Origin of the sequence: Culturomica massiliensis (assembly GCF_900091655.1) — a bacterium.
In the GTDB taxonomy this organism is placed as follows: domain Bacteria; phylum Bacteroidota; class Bacteroidia; order Bacteroidales; family Marinifilaceae; genus Culturomica; species Culturomica massiliensis.
Genome location: NZ_LT594621.1, coordinates 2,366,852 through 2,384,725, shown reverse-complemented (window position 1 = coordinate 2,384,725; position 17,874 = coordinate 2,366,852). Strand labels below are relative to the sequence as shown.

Below are 17,874 nucleotides of genomic sequence, written 5' to 3'. Positions count from 1 at the left end.
TTCATAGGAGATAAAAAATGCCGGCTGAAAATTTCAGCCGGCATTTTTATTTTTGATTTACAGACGTTATATTTTATATATATCCCGGTCTCGAGCGGTTGATACGCTTGATGCGCTTGGTGTGGAAGCGTATGGCTGCTGCTATCAGGGTGATGAGTAGCGGGAGCAGAAAGTTGAAATATTTGAGAAAACTTTTGGTATAATCGTCTATCGGTTCCAGAGAGGCAAATGTGGTAAATTTATTCCGTAGTTTGATCAGTCCGGAATTATCGCCGAGCCATTCGATCGAATTGACCGCAAAGTTGATGTTGTCGGTTCTTAACGGATGGGCGTAAATACCGATGTCATTGATCAGAAAGTCTGCGTCTGTAATTGTCACGATAGCACTGTTGTTGTCGTCATTGGTCAGAAGAGCGGCCACGATACTGTGCGGTTGGTTGAAGTCGTTACGGGTCCATTGTTTTTGCAGATTGAAAAATACCGGAGCCTGTTGTCTGCCGGAGATAGAGGATGTTGTTGCCAGGGGCGTAAAAATATAGGTAGAATTTGTTTTTACCTGTTGGATACTACTGGCAAAAGGTAATAAAATCGCATTCAAGCCGTGGGTGATGGTATGCTTGCTGAAATTTGTGATGATAGGCAAGTAGGGAAAGCTGACACTACTTTGGTAGCTCATAAATCCATTGTGCTGTTTTACCGTGATGGTACTGCAATTGTTGTCTACAACAAAATCATACCGTATTTTCAGACCTTTGTCTTCCAGTAAATCTTCGATACCTGTCCGGTTGATAAATCCGCTGTTTTGGCTTTCGTTTATTTGTCCGACAGCGTGGTTAAGCGCTATAAACAGCCGTCCGCCCTGGCGAAGGTATTTGTTGAGCTGTTCCTTTTCATAAGGTGTGTATACATCTTTCGGATCGATGATACACAATACGCTATAAGGTGACAGATCGTTTGTGGAGAAAAGATCGATTACCGAAATATCGGTCAATTGAGAAAGTTCGTTGATCAATTGCGGCATTTGTCCCAGACTGGCTTCCTGATGCCCTTTGATAAAAGCGATATGGGGTTTCAGGGTATCCGAGGCCTGCTTTAATAAGCGTGTAATTTCATATTCCAACGGGGTGTTGTAATTGATGAAAGGCAATACTGCTTTTTTCTCTCCGATGCTGAAAACGGCACCCATATAGATATTCTGGATTTTTTCCATATCCCGCTCGCTGATCTCGATCAATATCGGCTGTATGCCGGCTTGCAGGGCTTTGTGCTCTGTCTGCTCGTTATCGGGGTGTATCGTATTGATCTTAAAATAGACGTTGCTGAGTGATTTGTATTCTTTCAGGATGTAGATAAATTCTCTGGCTATTTTTTTCAGTTCTTGCGGAAGGTCTTCCGTTACGTAAAAATCCACGGTGATAGGCTCTGTATTTGTCTTTATCGTGCTCTTACTGACTTTACTCAGGGAATATCGGTTGTTGGATGTAAAGTCGATCCGGACGAATGCGAATACAGAGAAAATATTCACCAGAATGATGACGATGATAATGTATATATTATTTTGAACGACTTGTTTCATATTGTCTTTAAAAGCGGGTTTTGCAGATAAATAATTTAGCTAAAGACAGGAAAATAGTGATGACAGAGGTAAAATATATGATATCTCTGGAGTCCAGGATGCCTCTTGATAAGGGGTCGAAATGTTCACTGATGGACAGATAGGCAAATAATTCAGCTATAAAACCGGAACCGAATTGTTGTGCCAGTATTCCGAATAATAATTGGAAACAGAGGCCGATCCCCAGGCTGACAAAAAAGGCGGTAACAGGCGTTTTGGCAAAGGAGGATGCAAAGATACCGATACTGATATAACAGGCGCTGATTTCTATCAGCCCGAAATAGCCTAGTATGACACTTCCGTGATCGACATGACCGATGAAGGCGATCGTAATATAGTAAGGTAGCGTTAATAATAATGCAATCAAAATGATAAAAAGCTGCGCCCAGAACTTTGCAGCGATCAACTGTGATGTACGTATCGGTTTTGTCAGTAACAATTCTAACGTACCGCTTTTCTTTTCGTCGGCAACCGATTTCATGGTCATGGCGTGGACGAGGAAGAAGATGGTCCAGTTGATGACTGTAAAAGAAGACAGCATATTGGCCTGTCCCATTGAAAATACATTGGACGGGGACAGCCAGCAAACAAAGCCGCATATACAGAAAAACAACAGGTATCCTGTATAGATCATCCAGGAGTCAAAAGCGGTGCTCAGTTCTTTACCGATAAGTATTTTTATTATTCTCACGCTCGTTAGTTTTGGGTTACCTGACGGAAAATGTCTTCCAAATGCTTTTCAATAGGAGTCATTTCTTTGATATACCATTGTTTGGATGCACACAGTTGAAATATATCTTTTTCGATTTCATAATTCAGGGAGGTTTGTAATTTGAATTTTCCTTCTCCTGTAATGTCAATCTGTTCGATGTTATCCAGATGGTTTAAATTTTCATAGATAATATCTGTATCTCCACCACTGATCTTTATGTTCAACATTTTGTTCGTATTTGATTTCCGGAGTTCGGCAGAGGTGCCGTCTGCCACGATTTTACCTTTGTTGATGATCAGAACCCGGTCGCAGGTAGCTTCAACCTGTGCCAAAATATGTGAGCTAAGGATGACGGTTTTTTCTTTGCCGATCATTTTTATCAGTTCCCGGATTTCGATAATCTGGTTCGGGTCCAGTCCGGTCGTGGGCTCATCCAGGATCACAATTTCCGGGTCATGTATCAAAGCCTGTGCAAGACCGACCCGTTGCTTATAGCCTTTGGACAGTTGGTTTATTGTTTTGTGTTTTTCATTTTCAAGACCGCATAAGCGGAGCATATCCAATACCCGGGCCATGATCTTATACCGGGGAATATTGTGTATCTTTGCAACAAAGATCAGAAAATCAATGATGTTCATGTCTTCATAGAGCGGGTTGTGTTCCGGCAGATAACCTATCAGTTGCTTGATTTTGTAAGGATGTTTGCGGATAGAGTATTTGTCGATAAACACTTCTCCCTGGTCGGGGAACAGAAAACAGGTAATGATTTTCATTGTTGTCGTTTTACCGGCTCCGTTCGGCCCCAGAAAGCCCAGAATCTCGCCTTTCCCGACCCGGAAAGAGATCGAATCGATAGCTTTTTGTGAATCGAAAGATTTCGACAAATTTTCTACAACGACATCCATATAGCTGCTTTTAGATTTTTACAAATATAACGACGGAAGCTTATAAATATAAGGGTTTAACAAACTTTAACCGCATTCCTGAAACGGAAAGGGAAGAGGTTAAAAGTGGTTTATAAAACCGAAACGATCTGTAATGATTAATGTCTGTCCAGACAAAATGGAGGATGGAAAGTAAAAAATAGCATATAAAACCCCAAAAGATAAAAATGTATCGTTTTTATCCTTTGGGGGTCTTGAACTTCCTGACAATTATTAAGCCTTCGTTTGTCTTGCCTGTACCGATTACCGGCAGACCGGTCAATCGTTCAGATAAGAACGGTCGGAGGACTCCCGTATAATTAATTCACAGTTTACAATTTCTTCCCGGACCTGAGCATGTTTCGGATTCAGGATTTGCTCGAAAAGAAGCTCTGCGGCTACTTCTCCGATTTTTTCCGGAAACTGGTTTACCGTACTTACGGACGGGTTCATGTAACGGGAACGTTTGGTGTTTGAGAATCCGAAAACGGCAATATCTTCCGGTATTTTTAAGCCTTTTTCTTTAATGGCTTCGATGGCTCCGATCGCCATATCGTCGTTAATACCGAAAATGGCATCCGGAATATGTTTCAGATTTAATAAACGTGTTGTTGCTTCTTTAGCCGATTTTACAGAGAAATCTTCACATCTTACGATATAGTCGGTGTTGATTTCCAGTTTGTTGACTGTCATAGCCTTCAGATAGCCTTTCATTCTGTTTTTACCGATGGACATGTGTTCCGGGCCTGTCAGCAACGCAATTTTGCGGGCTCCGCCGTGAATCAGGTGCTGTACGATTTTATAAGCGGCATCAGCATCGTCGGCAATAACTTTCGACACGTCTAATTCCTTGGTTGTACGATCGAATAGTACCAAGGGTACTCCCTGGTTTTGGATGTTTTTGATATGCTCGAAGGAGGACGTCGCTTTGGAAATGGAAAGGATGATGCCATCTGTCCGGTTGGCTAAGAAAACATCGATGTTTTTCTTTTCTTTTTCGAAACTTTCGTTGGACGAAGCCACCAACACATTGTATCCGTATTTGTCGGCAATTTCCTCTACTTTTTTCACTACCGTTGCGAAAAAGGTGTTTACAATTTGAGGTACGACTATTCCGATGGTATGGCTTTTGTGGGTTTTCAGAGCAACCGCAATCGGATTGGGACGGTACCCCAGTTCTTTAGCTAAAGCCTGAACCGTTTTACGGGTTTGCTGGCTGATTTCCGGATTATCTTTTAATGCCCGGGAGACAGTCGATACTGAAATGTTTAGCTTTGCAGCCAAATCTTTGATGGTAATGGCTTTCTGTGTCATATTGTTCAAGTTTATAATTTATTTTTCGTCTTCTTTATTTTTATCCTTTGGCTTTTCTGTTTTTTTCAAAGGAGGATAAGCAATTCGTGAATGATAAATATTGGTAAGCATGTCGATAAATACCCGTTTTACGGCAGCTATATCCTTAAAGGTTATGTCTGCGTTCTGGAAACGGCCGTCGGCGACCTGTCCGTCAATGATATCGTTGACCAATTTCGTGATATTATCTTCTGTTTTGTCACGTAAAGTACGGGATACGGCTTCCACGGCATCGGCCATCATGACAACCGAACATTCCTTGCTTACCGGATCGGGACCGGCATAGGTAAATAAGGTTTCGTCTATGGGTTTGTCCGGATATTTGTTTTTAAATGAATTATAGAAATATTTGACCTTGCTTTTACCGTGATGGGTGCGGATAAAGTTGATAATGGCTTCGGGCAAATTGTATTTTTTAGCCAGTTCCTCTCCTTGGGTGACGTGGTTGATGATGTGTTGGGCACTGACGTCGAATTCGCACTGGTCGTGCGGATTAATTCCTCCGGTCTGATTTTCGATAAAATAAATCGGATCGTAGGATTTGCCGATATCGTGGTACAAAGCTCCGGTACGGGTCAGAAGCGGATTTCCCCCGATCCGGTAAATGGCTTCTTCAGCCAGGTTTGCAACCATAAGAGAATGCTGGAAGGTGCCCGGTGCTTTTTTGGTTAATGCCCTTAATGCAGGATGATTGGGGTTTGATAATTCGATTAAGGTGATTTCGGAGATAAAACCGAATATCCGTTCGAATATGTATATTACCGGATAGGTCAAACTCAGCAATAAACAGTTTACAAATAGCCAGAGCAGGCCGAACAGATGTGTCAGTACAAATTCTCCTTCCTGGGTAAGCAGAAATGCGATGTAAACTGCGACATAGGTCAGAAAGATAAAGAATATCGAAATAAATAACTGTCCCCTGCGTTGTAATTGTGCCAGTCCGAAAATAGCGACGATGCCGGCTGCTATCTGCATAAAAATGTACATATAGCTGTTCGGTGCGAAATAAGATATGAGCAGAGAGGAGCTTAAGAGCAGGTATAAGGCAGAGCGGCTGCCGACCAGTATGTTGACGATGATGACAAAAAACAGCACCGGAAGAGACAGCATATTGATATTTTGGTAATAACCGACACTTCCCAGCAATACGGTTGCCAGAAAAGAAGCATATAAAAAGATGAATTCCTTGTTGTTATAAAAAATCCGTTTTTTGGAATAGTAGAAAAATATCGAAAAAATAGTTAAGGCTATCAATGTCAGAATGATCTGTCCGCCGGTGAGACGGAGGTTGCCCGACGAACTGCCTGCATTATGCCGGTATTCTGTTTTCAAAGAGTTCAACAGTTTGACTTTTTCAGGAGTCACCAATTCTCTTTTGGCAATAATGACTTCACCATTGCGCACCATTCCTTGTGTCAAACTGATGTTCTTCAACTGATTGGCCAGTTGAAGACTTGTTTTCGAGGCGTCGAATTCCAGATTGGGCTGGATGTAGTTGTTCAGGTTCAGACTGAGGATATGTTCTTTGACGGTTTTAGGCAGGGAGAGCGATTGTACCAGTTCGTTTAAAGCCGAATAAGCTTTTTTGAGGGTGTATACGTTCTGAAAATCGACATCCCGTCCGATATTGTTGTGTACGATTTTAATGGTTTTGATATTACCGGCCTCCAAAGCATCCGGAAGTTGTAATATACCGTAGTCATAAAAAACAGCTAATTTTTTGCGAAGTAATTCTATGGCGGCACTGTTGCCCGGTGTCATGTATTTGTCGGTAGCCGCAATAAATTTAGTCAACTGCGTATGCTTGACGTTTTCGTTTAAATTGAAAATCGGAGGTTGTTCTTTAGCAACTTTGGCACTTTCAGCCTCTAATTCGGCTTCTGTTTTATATATCGGGAAGTCGAATGGGGCATACAGGGTTTCATACCGCCAGGGCATACCCTTCTGAAATTCGTATTGGAAACTACCGGCTTTGGGAAATAGAAATACGATTATACTGCAAATAACCAGTATAATGACAATGCGGAAAATAATATTGAATTGTTTTTTCTGCTTTTTATTCGACATAAATATCCTAAGATACGTTTTAATTTGCGACTTAAAGATATAAAGATTTTACAAAAAAAGGTTCCGTTTCCAGAACCTTTTTTTATGCTTATTGGATACCGTTTGTTTCCATTTCCTTGTCCAGCTTTTTTATCAACCCCTGCAGCACTTTTCCCGGTCCGATTTCCAGGAAAGAAGTTGCTCCGTCTGCAATCATGTTTTTCATGATCTGGGTCCATTTTACGGACGATGTCAACTGGGCAACGAGATTTTTTTTGATCTGTTCCGGGTCTGTGTAGGGGTGTGCGTCTACGTTTTGATATACCGGGCATATCGGTGTCGAGAAATGGGTGGCTTCGATAGCGGCAGCCAGTTCCTGACGTGCCGGCTCCATTAACGGAGAGTGGAAGGCACCGCCGACATTTAAGGGAACGACTCTTTTGGCTCCGGCTTCCGATAGCTTGGCACAAGCGGTTTCAATTCCCTTATTGCTTCCGGAGATTACGATTTGTCCCGGACTGTTATAATTGGCGGGAACGACAACCTCGTCTATTTCTGTACAGATTTTTTCTACAATCTGATCATCGAGTCCTAAAACGGCCGCCATGGTTGACGGATTGGCTTCACATGCTTTTTGCATTGCCAGAGCCCGGGCGTGTACCAAACGAAGTCCGTCTTCAAAGGATAAGGCTTTGGCTGCAACCAGAGCAGAAAACTCACCGAGGGAATGACCGGCTGTCATATCCGGTTTTTCAGTCAGGCTGTCAGCCAGAATAACGGAATGCAAAAAGATCGCAGGTTGTGTCACTTTGGTTTGTTTCAGATCGGCATCCGTACCGTTGAACATCAGATCGGTGATACGGAATCCTAAAATATCATTTGCCTTTTCAAATAATTCTTTGGCTTTGGGAGAGTTTTCATAAAGTTCTTTCCCCATCCCAACAAATTGTGCTCCCTGTCCGGGAAATACAAATGCTTTTTTCATATTGCTGGTTTTTAAATTATATGGTGTCAATACAACACCGGATGATTAATTTTTAATGTAAATTCGAACTGATCAGACGGATAAATTCTTCCCGGGTGGCCAGTTTTTCAAAGGCTCCGCTAAAATCAGACGTAGTCGTTACGGAATTTTGTTTCTGTACCCCACGGATTGCCATACACATATGTTTTGCTTCGATAACGACTGCCACACCGAGGGGGTGTAACGTGTTTTGAATGCAGTTTTTGATTTCGTGTGTCAGGCGTTCCTGTACCTGTAAACGGCGGGCATACGTTTCTACAACGCGGGCTATTTTACTTAAGCCTGTGACATAGCCGTTGGGAATGTAAGCGACATGAACCCGTCCGTAAAAAGGGAGCATGTGGTGTTCACAGAGTGAATAGATCTCGATGTCTTTCACGATGACCATTTGCTGATAATCTTCTTTGAACAGTGCGGAGCTTAAAATTTTTTCCGGGTTCTGATAATATCCCTGGGTCATAAACTGCATGGCTTTAGCTACCCGGAGCGGAGTTTTTTGCAGGCCTTCGCGTTCCGGATCTTCACCCAATAGTTTCAGAATTTCCCGGTAATGATAACTCAATTTTTCGGTTTTTTCCGTATTGAAATATTCTACTTTTTGGTAAAATTCAGCTTCGTTTGTAATTTCCTGGTCCATTACTTTTTTCATTTAGATACGGCATGTCGTGTAAAAACAGGCCTGAAAAACGGTACAAAGTAAATATAAATAATTGTAAGTCCATGGACTTACTGAAATCTTTTTAAGCCGTTCTTTCCGTATCTTTGAACAGGTAATAATTTGTTGTAACCGGGGAAATGCCTATATTTGATAGGATAAACAAATGAGATAAAATGATGGAAGTAAAGGCATTTATAGAAAATTACAAGGAAGCTTTCGGAGAAGCGGCCGAGTTGCCTCTTGGGTTTTGGTATTCTGACGAACGTATCGGAATAACAGAAAAGACCGGAGGGTGTTTTTTCAAAGCAATGAAAGATGTACGTGCCGGCCGGATGATCAGCCTGAATGCAGAAGTAATCGGTTGCGGCGGGGGTAAGTTTTATACCGGGTTTACGGAAATGCCGGAGTTTGTTCCGGAGTTTGTTTCTTTGAAGGAAAAGTATAAAAAGACACCGGAAATGGTTGTTGACTATGTGAAGGCTTTGAAGGTACCGTCTGCTTCCCGGCAATATCTTCATTTTGCCCGTATCGATTGTGTGGATTGTTTTGACGAACTGGAAGGCATTCTGTTTTTAGCCGGTCCGGACATGCTTTCCGGTTTGGTAACCTGGGCTTATTTTGATAATAACCGGGAAGATGCTGTTGTGGCTGCTTTCGGTTCCGGATGCAGTACAATTACTCAGGCTGTTGTTGAAAACCGTAAGGGAGGCGACCGGACATTTCTCGGTTTTTTTGATCCTTCGGTGCGGCCTTGGTTTGAGCCCGGCATATTGAGTTTTATCATACCGATGTCCAGGTTCCGGGTTATGTGTGGGACGATGCGTGATAGTTGCCTTTTCGGTACTCATGCATGGGGGAAAATCAGGGAACGGATGAACGGTTAATTTTCATTTTTTTCTTCGTCATTTTGGGTCATATTCGATAGCGTTATTTTTTCCAGCTCTGAAAACGGGGATTTCCGGAAATGACAGTCGGCTATCTCACAATGTTTGCAATGTGCCATCCGGCAGGGATCGGAGTGAATGGAAATTTGTATTTGGGGAGAAAAATTGGTTGTAAGTGTTTTTCTGAGGTTTTCACAAGCTTGATGTCCTTCGGTAAGATTGTAGTAAAAGGGTAGAGTCAGGTCACAATCGATGTAAAGATAACTTCCGTATTTTATGATTTTTGTGTTGTGAATATCTATCCAGTCGGGTTGGCGGTGTTTGTTGATGCTTTCTGCCATGTCGTTTAATGTCTTGTCGTCGGCTTTATCCAGTAAGCCGGCGACTGTTTTTTTGAGAATAGATATGCCTGACAGGATAATGATACTTCCGAATATGAGGGCCAGAGCGCTGTCGATCCACTCGATACCGGTGTAATAAAGCAATAAGAGGCCGATGACGAGTCCGATTGTGGAGTAAGTGTCCGATTGCAAGTGTTTTCCGCCGGCAATCAGTGCTATAGAGTTGTATTTTTTCCCCGCTTTTATACTGAACCAGCCCATGAAATAATTGATCAGGCCTGCGGCAGCAACGACAATGATACCGATGTCGAGTTTACCGATAGAGGCCGGAGAAAAGAGTCTCTGTATGCCTTCATAGATAATTAACCCTCCGGCAAGGGCGATCAGTATTCCCTCTATTGAGGCTGATATCAGTTCTATTTTACCATGTCCGAACGGATGCTCTTTGTCTTTGGGTTTAGCCGCCCATCGCAGGCTGAACAGGCTGATGATTCCGGCTACGATATTGACGATACTTTCCATAGCATCGGTAAGAATACCGACAGAATTGGTTATATAAAAGGCGATAAATTTTCCGCCTAAAATCAATAGGGAGATAAGTACAATCCATTTTTGGATTTTTTGTTTTATGAAATCTTCGTTCATTTGGCTGTAAATTAATCCATTCGTAAGGCGGGTATGGCTTTTTTATCACGTTTGTTGTCTGTCTTCCTTGCTGTCGGTTTGCAGTTGTGTGGGGAAGGAATTACCGCCGTTTATGATTTTAGCAAAGATAGAAAATAAAACCGAGAGTAAGAGCCGGTTAAAACAGGCGTGTCGTAGCAAGGGGATTTTATGCCTCGGCTTGCTTTACGAAGATACAATTATTTGTTTCTTTTTGTCATACAATAATGGAAGGGGGATAAATTATCCGTATATTTGAAAAACGATAATATTGAAAAATCATGATCGAAATTCCCGAATCTGCCATTATCAGTCGTCAGGCTGCCGGAGTGCTTACAGGCAGGAGAATAGCCGAAGTGATACCTGCAACCAGTCCGCACAAGTTTACCTGGTATAACGGGGACCCGGCCGGATATCCTGAAGTATTGGAAGGACGCAGTATTGAGACCGTCGATGGGCATGGGGCATTCATCGATTTGGTGATGGATAAGGATACGCATTTTTTAATCAGTGACGGGACGATTATGCGTTACGGTCAGGCCGGGGAACTCCATCCGGTAAAGCATCAGCAACTCCTTGTATTGGACGACGGGAGTTTTTTGGTGTTTACGGTAGCGATGTATGGGGGAATTTATGCTTTCCAGGGAGAATATGACAATCCTTATTATCAGGGAAGTATTCACAAGTTAAATCCCTTGGCAGAAGCTTTTGATGAAGTTTATTTTGAAAATATGGTCCGGGGATTGAAAAAAGATGTATCCGCCAAGGCTCTGTTGGCGACAGAACAACGTATACCGGGACTTGGAAATGGGGTTGTACAGGATATTTTATACAATGCCGGTATTCATCCCAGGCGCAAGGTATCTACTCTCGGGGATCTTGAAAAATCCGATTTGCTGTACAGTATGAAAGGAACTTTGGCAAATATGGTTGAATTGGGGGGCCGGGATACCGAAAAAGATTTTTTCGGGAATTGGGGAGGTTATAAGGTTATTTTATCTAAGAATACATACAAAGAGCCGTGTCCGAATTGCGGACATGGGATTATCCGGGAGGCTTATTTGGGAGGAACAGTATACTATTGTCCGGTTTGCCAGCCTTTGGAACTGAAATGATATTTTTGACCTGAAATGATAAACAGATTGACGATGGAACTGATGTTAAGTATTGATATTGAGAAATGTATCCGTTGCGGGAAATGCGTGAAAATTTGTCCTTCTATGATTCTGGGACAAGAGAAGACAGGAGGGGAGATACGGGTGTTAGCCCCGGAAAATTGTATCCGTTGCGGACATTGTGTGGCGGTCTGTCCGACAGGAGCTGTCGTACATGCAGATTTTCCGCCGGAAAAAGTACATGCGTTTGATTATAAAGATTATCCTGCAGCTGAGCAAATGATGTTGCTGTGCCGCGCCAGGCGGTCGAACCGGGCTTTTGCTGAAAAACCGGTGCCGGAAGCTTTACTGTCACAGATTGTAGAGGCGGCTTATCGGGCACCGACCGCCAGTAATGCGCAGGAGGTAGGATTTACCTTGGTCACCGATCCGGCTAAATTACGGTTGATAACAGAATTTACTTTAGGGGTATTCGGTAAGGCTCTGAAAAAAATGCGGCATCCTTTATTACGACCTTTGGTAAAATGGACAATGCCCGATGCATTGCGTTACGAGCCGGTGTTTGAGCGGTTATTACGGGAGGATGCCCAAGGTCATGATATGATTTTACGGAATGCGAAAGCGGTCCTTTTGATTCATACGCCGCAAGCCAGCCGTTTCGGATGTCAGGATGCGAACCTGGCTTATCAGAATGGATCGTTGATGGCGGAGTGCCTGGGAGTAAGTCAGTTTTATACGGGCTTTGTCTGTTCAGCTATTCAGCAGGACCGTAAGAGCCATTTGGAGAAAATGCTGGGTATTGAAGGGCAGATTCATGCCGGAATGGCTTTGGGAATGCCTGCTTTCCGGTATGTGAATTATATCGACCGGCTGGGGCTGAGGGAAAATACATTGTAGTTGATCATTTATGATATACGATTTTCTTTTTCACAGGGCCGGATGTGTGTTTAATCTAAACTATTAAATGTGGGATTTACGGGAATATCTCATTTTTCAATATACTGTATACATTGAGGTTTGCATATTCTCCGGAAATCATTAATTCTCCGGCCCGTTCGATTCCTTCCCAACGAAATCCCAGGCGTTTCGGAATCGCATTACTGGGTACGTTCCCGACAGCACAACGGATCTGAATACGTTGCATGCCACGGTATTGCACTGCCCATTCACATAAGCAACGCACACAGCGGGTCATTATTCCCTGTCCCTGAAATTCAGGCAAAAGCCAATAACCGATTTCAGTCCGATGATTGACCCGGTCGGTCGTCACAAAGCCGATTAAGCCGCAAAATACCCCTTTTTTTTCAATCACCATCACCAAATTCCTTTCTTCAAAAGGTACGGCAAGGACTTCACGTAGAAAAGCTTCTTCATCTTCTATGGTATGCAGTCGCAAAACAAAGGGCAGCCAGGTCTTCAGATAATCCCGGTGATCATATATGGCCTGCCAGACAAGGGCTGCATCATCCAAACGGGCTTCCCGCATGGTAACATCTTCATATACTTCGAGTACACCTATCGTTTCCTGTTCCGACATCGCAATCATCATTTATTATTCCTCTTTTTACATAAGGAGGGTTGTGTGTTCAATCTAAAATCTAAAATCGTAAATTTAAAATCAACGATCTATATGTATAAATTCACTACCAAATATACTTAAATAGACTGGAAAAATATATCTTCGCCGGAAAATAAAATTCCGTATAAAAAATAACGATGACGAAACTTCTCACAACTCTATCGGCTGTGTTTTTGTTTTTTTCGGTCAGCACAGCCGGTACATTGCAAAAACAAATCCGTTCCATCCTGAAAGATAAAAAAGCGATGATCGGTGTTGCTGTATTATACAATGGAAAAATAACGGTTTCTGTGAACGACGATCAGGGGTATGCCATGTTAAGTACTTTTAAATTCCCTTTGGCATTGGCCGTATGTGATTATCTCGACCGACAAAAATTGCCACTCGAAACGGAAATTTATGTATCCAAAGCAGACCTGCACCCCGATACTTACAGTCCTCTGAGAGACAAACAACCGGAGGGTGACTTTCATATATCGATTAAAGAATTGCTCCGATACTGTGTATCCCTGAGCGATAACAATGCCTGTGATATACTGATCCGTTATATCGGAGGCATCGAAAGACTCCAGCAATATATCGCAGATCTGGGTTTCCCGGATATGGTAATCGTTGCTACGGAAACACAAATGCATCAACAGACAGGCAACCAGGCCCTGAACAGAACCCGCCCTTCCGCGGCAGTTCTGTTATTCGAGCAATTCCTGCAAAAAAAATTATTGTCGGCAACTTACCAGGATTTTCTCGAGCAAATTTTAATTGAGACAACAACCGGAGCGAACAAACTCAAAGGACTTTTACCGTCCGGCACTCTTGTCGGTCATAAAACGGGCAGTTCCGACCGGAATGCGGCCGGCTTGAAAATCGGTGATAACGACATGGGATTTGTTTATCTCCCCAACGGTAATTATTTCGTTATAGCCGTCTTCATTATGGACTCCATGGAAGACGACGACACAAATGCTTCCATTATTGCCCGAATTTCCAGGACCGTTTATGACCATTATACTAAATAATTCAATAACAGAACAATTTATAATCCGCAACGATGACAGAAAAAGAAAAAGCGAGACAAGGTTTACTATACGATGCTAATTATGATCCTGCGCTGGCACTGGAAAGAGAACAGTGTCAATCCCTTTTATTTCAATACAATCAGCTCTCTCCTCAACAATCTTCTGAAAAGAAGCAGATACTGCAAAAATTATTAGGCAAAACCGGAAAAAATTTCATTTTCACACCTCCTTTTTTTTGTGATTACGGCTACAATATAGAAATCGGAGAAAATTTTTATGCCAACACAAATCTGGTAATCCTGGATGCAGCTAAAGTGCGGGTCGGTGACAATGTCTTTATCGCTCCCCATGTCGGCATATACACAGCAGGCCATCCTCTGGATATCGGACAAAGAAATGCCGGTCTGGAATACGCCCGGCCGATAACTATCGGTAACAACGTATGGATCGGCGGTCACGTCGTTCTTTTACCCGGTGTCAGTATCGGCGACAATACGACAATCGGAGCCGGCAGTGTCGTAACCAAAAACATTCCGGCCAACGTATTGGCTGTGGGAAATCCTTGCCGGGTTATCCGTCCGGTATCGCCAAAAGAAAACAAATAGTTTACAATAAAATTTACAAACATTATACTTTTATGTGATAAATTAATCTGTATTATTGGTCCAGGCAATTAATATTCTTTACCTTTAGTCGAAAGTTTTACCCGAAATTATACATCAACTTCCTGTTGATCTCTTTCACGTATATTTTTACCCTCAAAATAAATGTTATGGAAAGAAAGAAAAAACGACTCACCACTCAAACGGGTTCTCCTGTCGGCGATAACAAGAACTCCCGCACGGCAGGGCCTAAAGGTCCTGAATTACTCGAAAACGTATGGTTGCTTGAAAAGCTGGCCCATTTCAACCGGGAACGTATTCCGGAACGTATTGTACATGCTAAAGGCTGCGGTGCATTCGGTACTTTTACCGTCACCCACGACATCACCCGCTATACCCGGGCAAAGATTTTTTCCGAAATCGGTAAAAAAACTGAAATGTTTGCCCGTTTTTCTACTGTAGCGGGAGAAAGAGGTGCTGCCGATACGGAAAGGGATGTGCGTGGATTTGCGTTGAAATTTTACACCGAAGACGGTAACTGGGATCTTGTCGGTAATAATACTCCCGTATTTTTTGTCCGTGATCCATTGAAATTTCCGGATTTTATTCACACCCAGAAGCGAGACCCCAAAACCAACCTTCGTAGCAATACCGCAATGTGGGATTTCTGGAGTCTTTCTCCCGAAACCCTTCACCAGGTAATGATATTGATGAGTGACCGCGGAATTCCTCAAAATATGCGGCAACAACATGGTTTTGGCAGCCATACATTCAGTTTTTACAATGACAAGGACGAACGGGTATGGGTTAAATTTCACATGATCAGTCAGCAGGGTATCGCTAACTATACTAATGCAGAAGCAGAGCAAATCGTCGGTAAAGACCGGGAACACTCTCAACGCGATCTTTTCGAGAATATCGAGAAAGGTAATTTCCCGCGTTGGAAAATGTGTGTGCAGATTATGCCCGAACACGAAGCACATACTTACCGTTTCAATCCCTTCGATCTGACGAAAGTATGGAGTCACAAGGACTATCCCCTCATTGAAGTTGGTATCATCGAGCTGAACCGCAATCCCGAAAATTATTTTGCCGATGTCGAACAGGCTGCGTTCAATCCGGCCGATGTCGTTCCGGGAATCGGATTCTCTCCCGACAAAATGCTGCAAGGACGCCTCTTTGCTTATGGTGATGCACATCGTTACCGGCTTGGTGTTAATGCAGACTTGATTCCGGTTAATCGTCCCCATTGTCCGGTAAGCAACTATCACCGGGACGGCTATATGCGTGTCGATGAAAATGGGGGAGGAAGTGTCAATTACGAACCCAACAGTTTCGACGGACCGGTTTCCGACACACATTACAACTATCCGCCGCTTTCACTGGAGGGGGCTGCCGATCATTACGAACAGGACCACGATTTTTACACACAGCCCGGTGATCTTTATCGTTTGCTTCCCGCTGACGAAAAAGACCGCCTGACCTCTAATTTTACGGCTGCGACAGCCGATGTCCCGGAACACATCCGTATTCGGGCTATCGCCCGCTTCTATCAGGCCGACGAAAATTGCGGTAAAGATATGGCACGGAAAACAGGCATCGATATCCATAAAATTCTGGAAGAAGTCAAACGCCAGCAAACAGAAGAAAGATAATTTACACCGATATGTAAGGTGTGAAATTCTACCGTCTTTCAGAGGTTTCGTTTTTGTCTATAGCCTCTGACTAGGACTTTATAACGAACGGGAGTTCCGGCAGTCAATCGCCGGAAAACTCCTGTTTGCTAATTCGCTTTTTTAATCGGATACCTGTATTTCTACAATCTGTGATTTTCTTTTTTCCGCGCAGCGATAATCAGCATCATGGGACGGCGCATTTCGTCTTTCATGCCTTCAATGGAAAGCATACGTACAGGCGGTTGAGGTTCTACGATGTTTAACAGTTCAAAACCGTTCGTCAGCAAGCCGTTCAGATAAGTTGTAAGCGTTTTGTGATATTTTGTCACTTCTTCACCTAAAAAATGTGCTTTGCGTTCTCCCTCGTAAAAGTAATTGTCGACCGGAAAGTGTAAGATTTTCCCATCTTTATCGGAATACCAATCCTGTGTTCCATAAGCCGTGAAGACCGGATGTTCTACCGAAAAAACGAAAAATCCCCCATCGGTCAGGCAGGCGTTTACTTTTCGGACAATATCTTCAAAAGACCGGAGATAGTGGAACGCCAGCGAACTCATGACGATGTCGAAGCTACCGGGTTTAAAATCAATGTCTTCTATCGGCATGCAAAGGTATTCGATTTGTGGATATGTCGTCTTTTTTTGGGCTATAGCCAACATTTTTTGGGATATGTCGATACCTGTAACAGAAACGGCGCCTTGCTCTATGGCATAAATACAATGCCAACCGTAGCCGCATCCTAAATCGAGCACCCTTTTACCGTTGAAATCAGGCAATAACTTTTTTAAGGTTTCCCATTCTCCTGCACCGTGAAGTCCTTCTTTAGAGCGGCTCATCTGACTGTATTTTTCAAAAAATACAGGATCATCGTATTTGTTTTCCGGCATGTTTTAATTTTATTTTCAGATACAAAGTAATGAAAATTTCCGGATTGAACCGATGGATCAGGTGCGTATTTTATGCTCTGATGGTGAGTTACCGGAAAAAACGGGTGAATATCGTTTTTCAAAAGGAGAAGGGTATTTTATCGATATTGCTCTGACGAGGGCAAGCATCCGGTTTGCGGGTAAGATCAAAAAAATCGTACAAACAGACGTCCGTACGATTTTTATTTATTTCCGGAGTATTTCACTCCTTATGCGAGATTAATATCTGCGATTGGAATTGTAACCTCCACCGCGGTTTGAGTTGTAACCTCCGCGACTGTTGTTACCGCGATTGTTGCCTCTGTTTTCACGGGGTTTGGCTACGGATACATTGATAACCTTACCGTCGTATTCAGCTTGGTTCAATTCGTTAATAGCCTTTTCAGCTTCTTCGTCGTTAGACATTTCTACGAAGCCGAAGCCGCGGGAACGTCCTGTTTCGCGGTCTGTAATGACTTTAGCAGAAGAAACTTCACCGTATTCGCTGAATAACTGGTTTAAATCGGCGTCGCTTATGCCGAAACTTAAATTTGAAATGTAAATGTTCATTGTAAATAAACTTGAAAAAATAATTAATAAATAAATGAGGTTGAAAAAAATTGAACGGAAAGTCTGTTAAAACAATAAAACATTTACTGTTGTCTAAGAATTTCGAATACCAAAAATATTTCTTCTCAATTACGGGGTAAAGGTAAGATTATTAATTGAATTGCCGTTATAAAAAATGTAATTTATTTTATA

General features: G+C 42.7%; 17 protein-coding genes. 6 read left to right on the top strand and 11 right to left on the bottom strand.

Annotated features, from left to right (window positions below; genetic code table 11):
* Nucleotides 1-73: 73 nt before the first annotated feature.
* The 7 genes from BN8908_RS11520 to folE all read right to left on the bottom strand — a co-directional run bounded on the left by BN8908_RS11520 (nucleotide 74) and on the right by folE (nucleotide 8,310).
* Nucleotides 74-1,576 carry a GldG family protein gene (locus BN8908_RS11520; RefSeq protein WP_068690715.1) on the bottom strand — a complete coding sequence of 501 codons (1,503 nt, stop codon included), beginning with the start codon at nucleotides 1,574-1,576 and terminating at the stop codon, nucleotides 74-76.
* Nucleotides 1,577-1,583: 7 nt separating this feature from the next.
* Complete coding sequence (locus BN8908_RS11515; RefSeq protein WP_021988144.1) at nucleotides 1,584-2,306, bottom strand: ABC transporter permease; 723 nt, start codon at nucleotides 2,304-2,306, stop codon at nucleotides 1,584-1,586.
* Nucleotides 2,307-2,311: 5 nt separating this feature from the next.
* Nucleotides 2,312-3,232, bottom strand: a complete 921-nt coding sequence (locus BN8908_RS11510) for an ATP-binding cassette domain-containing protein (protein ID WP_021988145.1) — start codon at nucleotides 3,230-3,232, stop codon at nucleotides 2,312-2,314.
* A 297-nt stretch (nucleotides 3,233-3,529) separates the two neighbouring features.
* Nucleotides 3,530-4,564: a LacI family DNA-binding transcriptional regulator gene (locus BN8908_RS11505; protein WP_021988146.1), complete on the bottom strand. Its 1,035-nt coding sequence runs from the start codon at nucleotides 4,562-4,564 to the stop codon at nucleotides 3,530-3,532.
* An 18-nt stretch (nucleotides 4,565-4,582) separates the two neighbouring features.
* The gene (locus BN8908_RS11500; RefSeq protein ID WP_068690713.1) at nucleotides 4,583-6,670 is read right to left on the bottom strand and encodes an HD family phosphohydrolase; all 2,088 of its coding nucleotides are present in this window, start codon (nucleotides 6,668-6,670) and stop codon (nucleotides 4,583-4,585) included.
* 88 nt (nucleotides 6,671-6,758) lie between these two features.
* The gene (gene fabD / locus BN8908_RS11495) at nucleotides 6,759-7,634 is read right to left on the bottom strand and encodes an ACP S-malonyltransferase (protein WP_068690711.1); all 876 of its coding nucleotides are present in this window, start codon (nucleotides 7,632-7,634) and stop codon (nucleotides 6,759-6,761) included.
* Between the two features lie 52 nt (nucleotides 7,635-7,686).
* Entirely contained in the window at nucleotides 7,687-8,310 is a 624-nt protein-coding gene (folE, locus tag BN8908_RS11490) for a GTP cyclohydrolase I FolE (protein ID WP_021988149.1), read from the bottom strand.
* A 197-nt stretch (nucleotides 8,311-8,507) separates the two neighbouring features.
* On the opposite strand from folE, the gene BN8908_RS11485 reads away from it, so the two are divergent.
* Nucleotides 8,508-9,215, top strand: coding sequence for a DUF169 domain-containing protein (locus BN8908_RS11485; RefSeq protein WP_068692257.1), 708 nt, complete (start codon nucleotides 8,508-8,510; stop codon nucleotides 9,213-9,215).
* Here the strand turns inward: BN8908_RS11485 and BN8908_RS11480 are convergent.
* Nucleotides 9,212-10,201, bottom strand: coding sequence for a cation diffusion facilitator family transporter (locus BN8908_RS11480; protein ID WP_068690710.1), 990 nt, complete (start codon nucleotides 10,199-10,201; stop codon nucleotides 9,212-9,214). The genes BN8908_RS11485 and BN8908_RS11480 overlap by 4 nt on opposite strands.
* 299 nt (nucleotides 10,202-10,500) lie before the next feature.
* On the opposite strand from BN8908_RS11480, the gene BN8908_RS11475 reads away from it, so the two are divergent.
* Together BN8908_RS11475 and BN8908_RS11470 are read left to right on the top strand one after the other, a co-directional pair.
* Nucleotides 10,501-11,334 (top strand): formamidopyrimidine-DNA glycosylase, encoded by an 834-nt coding sequence (locus BN8908_RS11475; protein ID WP_068690708.1) that lies wholly within the window; start codon nucleotides 10,501-10,503, stop codon nucleotides 11,332-11,334.
* 33 nt (nucleotides 11,335-11,367) lie between these two features.
* Nucleotides 11,368-12,231, top strand: a complete 864-nt coding sequence (locus BN8908_RS11470) for a nitroreductase family protein (protein ID WP_021988153.1) — start codon at nucleotides 11,368-11,370, stop codon at nucleotides 12,229-12,231.
* Between the two features lie 76 nt (nucleotides 12,232-12,307).
* On the opposite strand, the gene BN8908_RS11465 is transcribed toward BN8908_RS11470, so the two are convergent.
* Entirely contained in the window at nucleotides 12,308-12,883 is a 576-nt protein-coding gene (locus tag BN8908_RS11465) for a GNAT family N-acetyltransferase (RefSeq protein WP_235837437.1), read from the bottom strand.
* Nucleotides 12,884-13,050: 167 nt separating this feature from the next.
* On the opposite strand from BN8908_RS11465, the gene bla reads away from it, so the two are divergent.
* From bla to BN8908_RS11450, 3 genes are all read left to right on the top strand, one after another.
* Complete coding sequence (bla, locus tag BN8908_RS11460; protein WP_068690706.1) at nucleotides 13,051-13,929, top strand: class A beta-lactamase, subclass A2; 879 nt, start codon at nucleotides 13,051-13,053, stop codon at nucleotides 13,927-13,929.
* Between the two features lie 32 nt (nucleotides 13,930-13,961).
* Nucleotides 13,962-14,534, top strand: a complete 573-nt coding sequence (locus BN8908_RS11455; RefSeq protein ID WP_021988156.1) for a sugar O-acetyltransferase — start codon at nucleotides 13,962-13,964, stop codon at nucleotides 14,532-14,534.
* 167 nt (nucleotides 14,535-14,701) lie between these two features.
* Nucleotides 14,702-16,186 (top strand): catalase, encoded by a 1,485-nt coding sequence (locus BN8908_RS11450; RefSeq protein ID WP_068690703.1) that lies wholly within the window; start codon nucleotides 14,702-14,704, stop codon nucleotides 16,184-16,186.
* A gap of 161 nt (nucleotides 16,187-16,347) precedes the next feature.
* Here the strand turns inward: BN8908_RS11450 and BN8908_RS11445 are convergent, their stop codons facing one another.
* Nucleotides 16,348-17,094: a class I SAM-dependent methyltransferase gene (locus BN8908_RS11445; RefSeq protein ID WP_068690700.1), complete on the bottom strand. Its 747-nt coding sequence runs from the start codon at nucleotides 17,092-17,094 to the stop codon at nucleotides 16,348-16,350.
* A gap of 258 nt (nucleotides 17,095-17,352) precedes the next feature.
* Entirely contained in the window at nucleotides 17,353-17,682 is a 330-nt protein-coding gene (locus tag BN8908_RS11435; protein WP_021988160.1) for an RNA recognition motif domain-containing protein, read from the bottom strand.
* Nucleotides 17,683-17,874 lie beyond the last annotated feature (192 nt).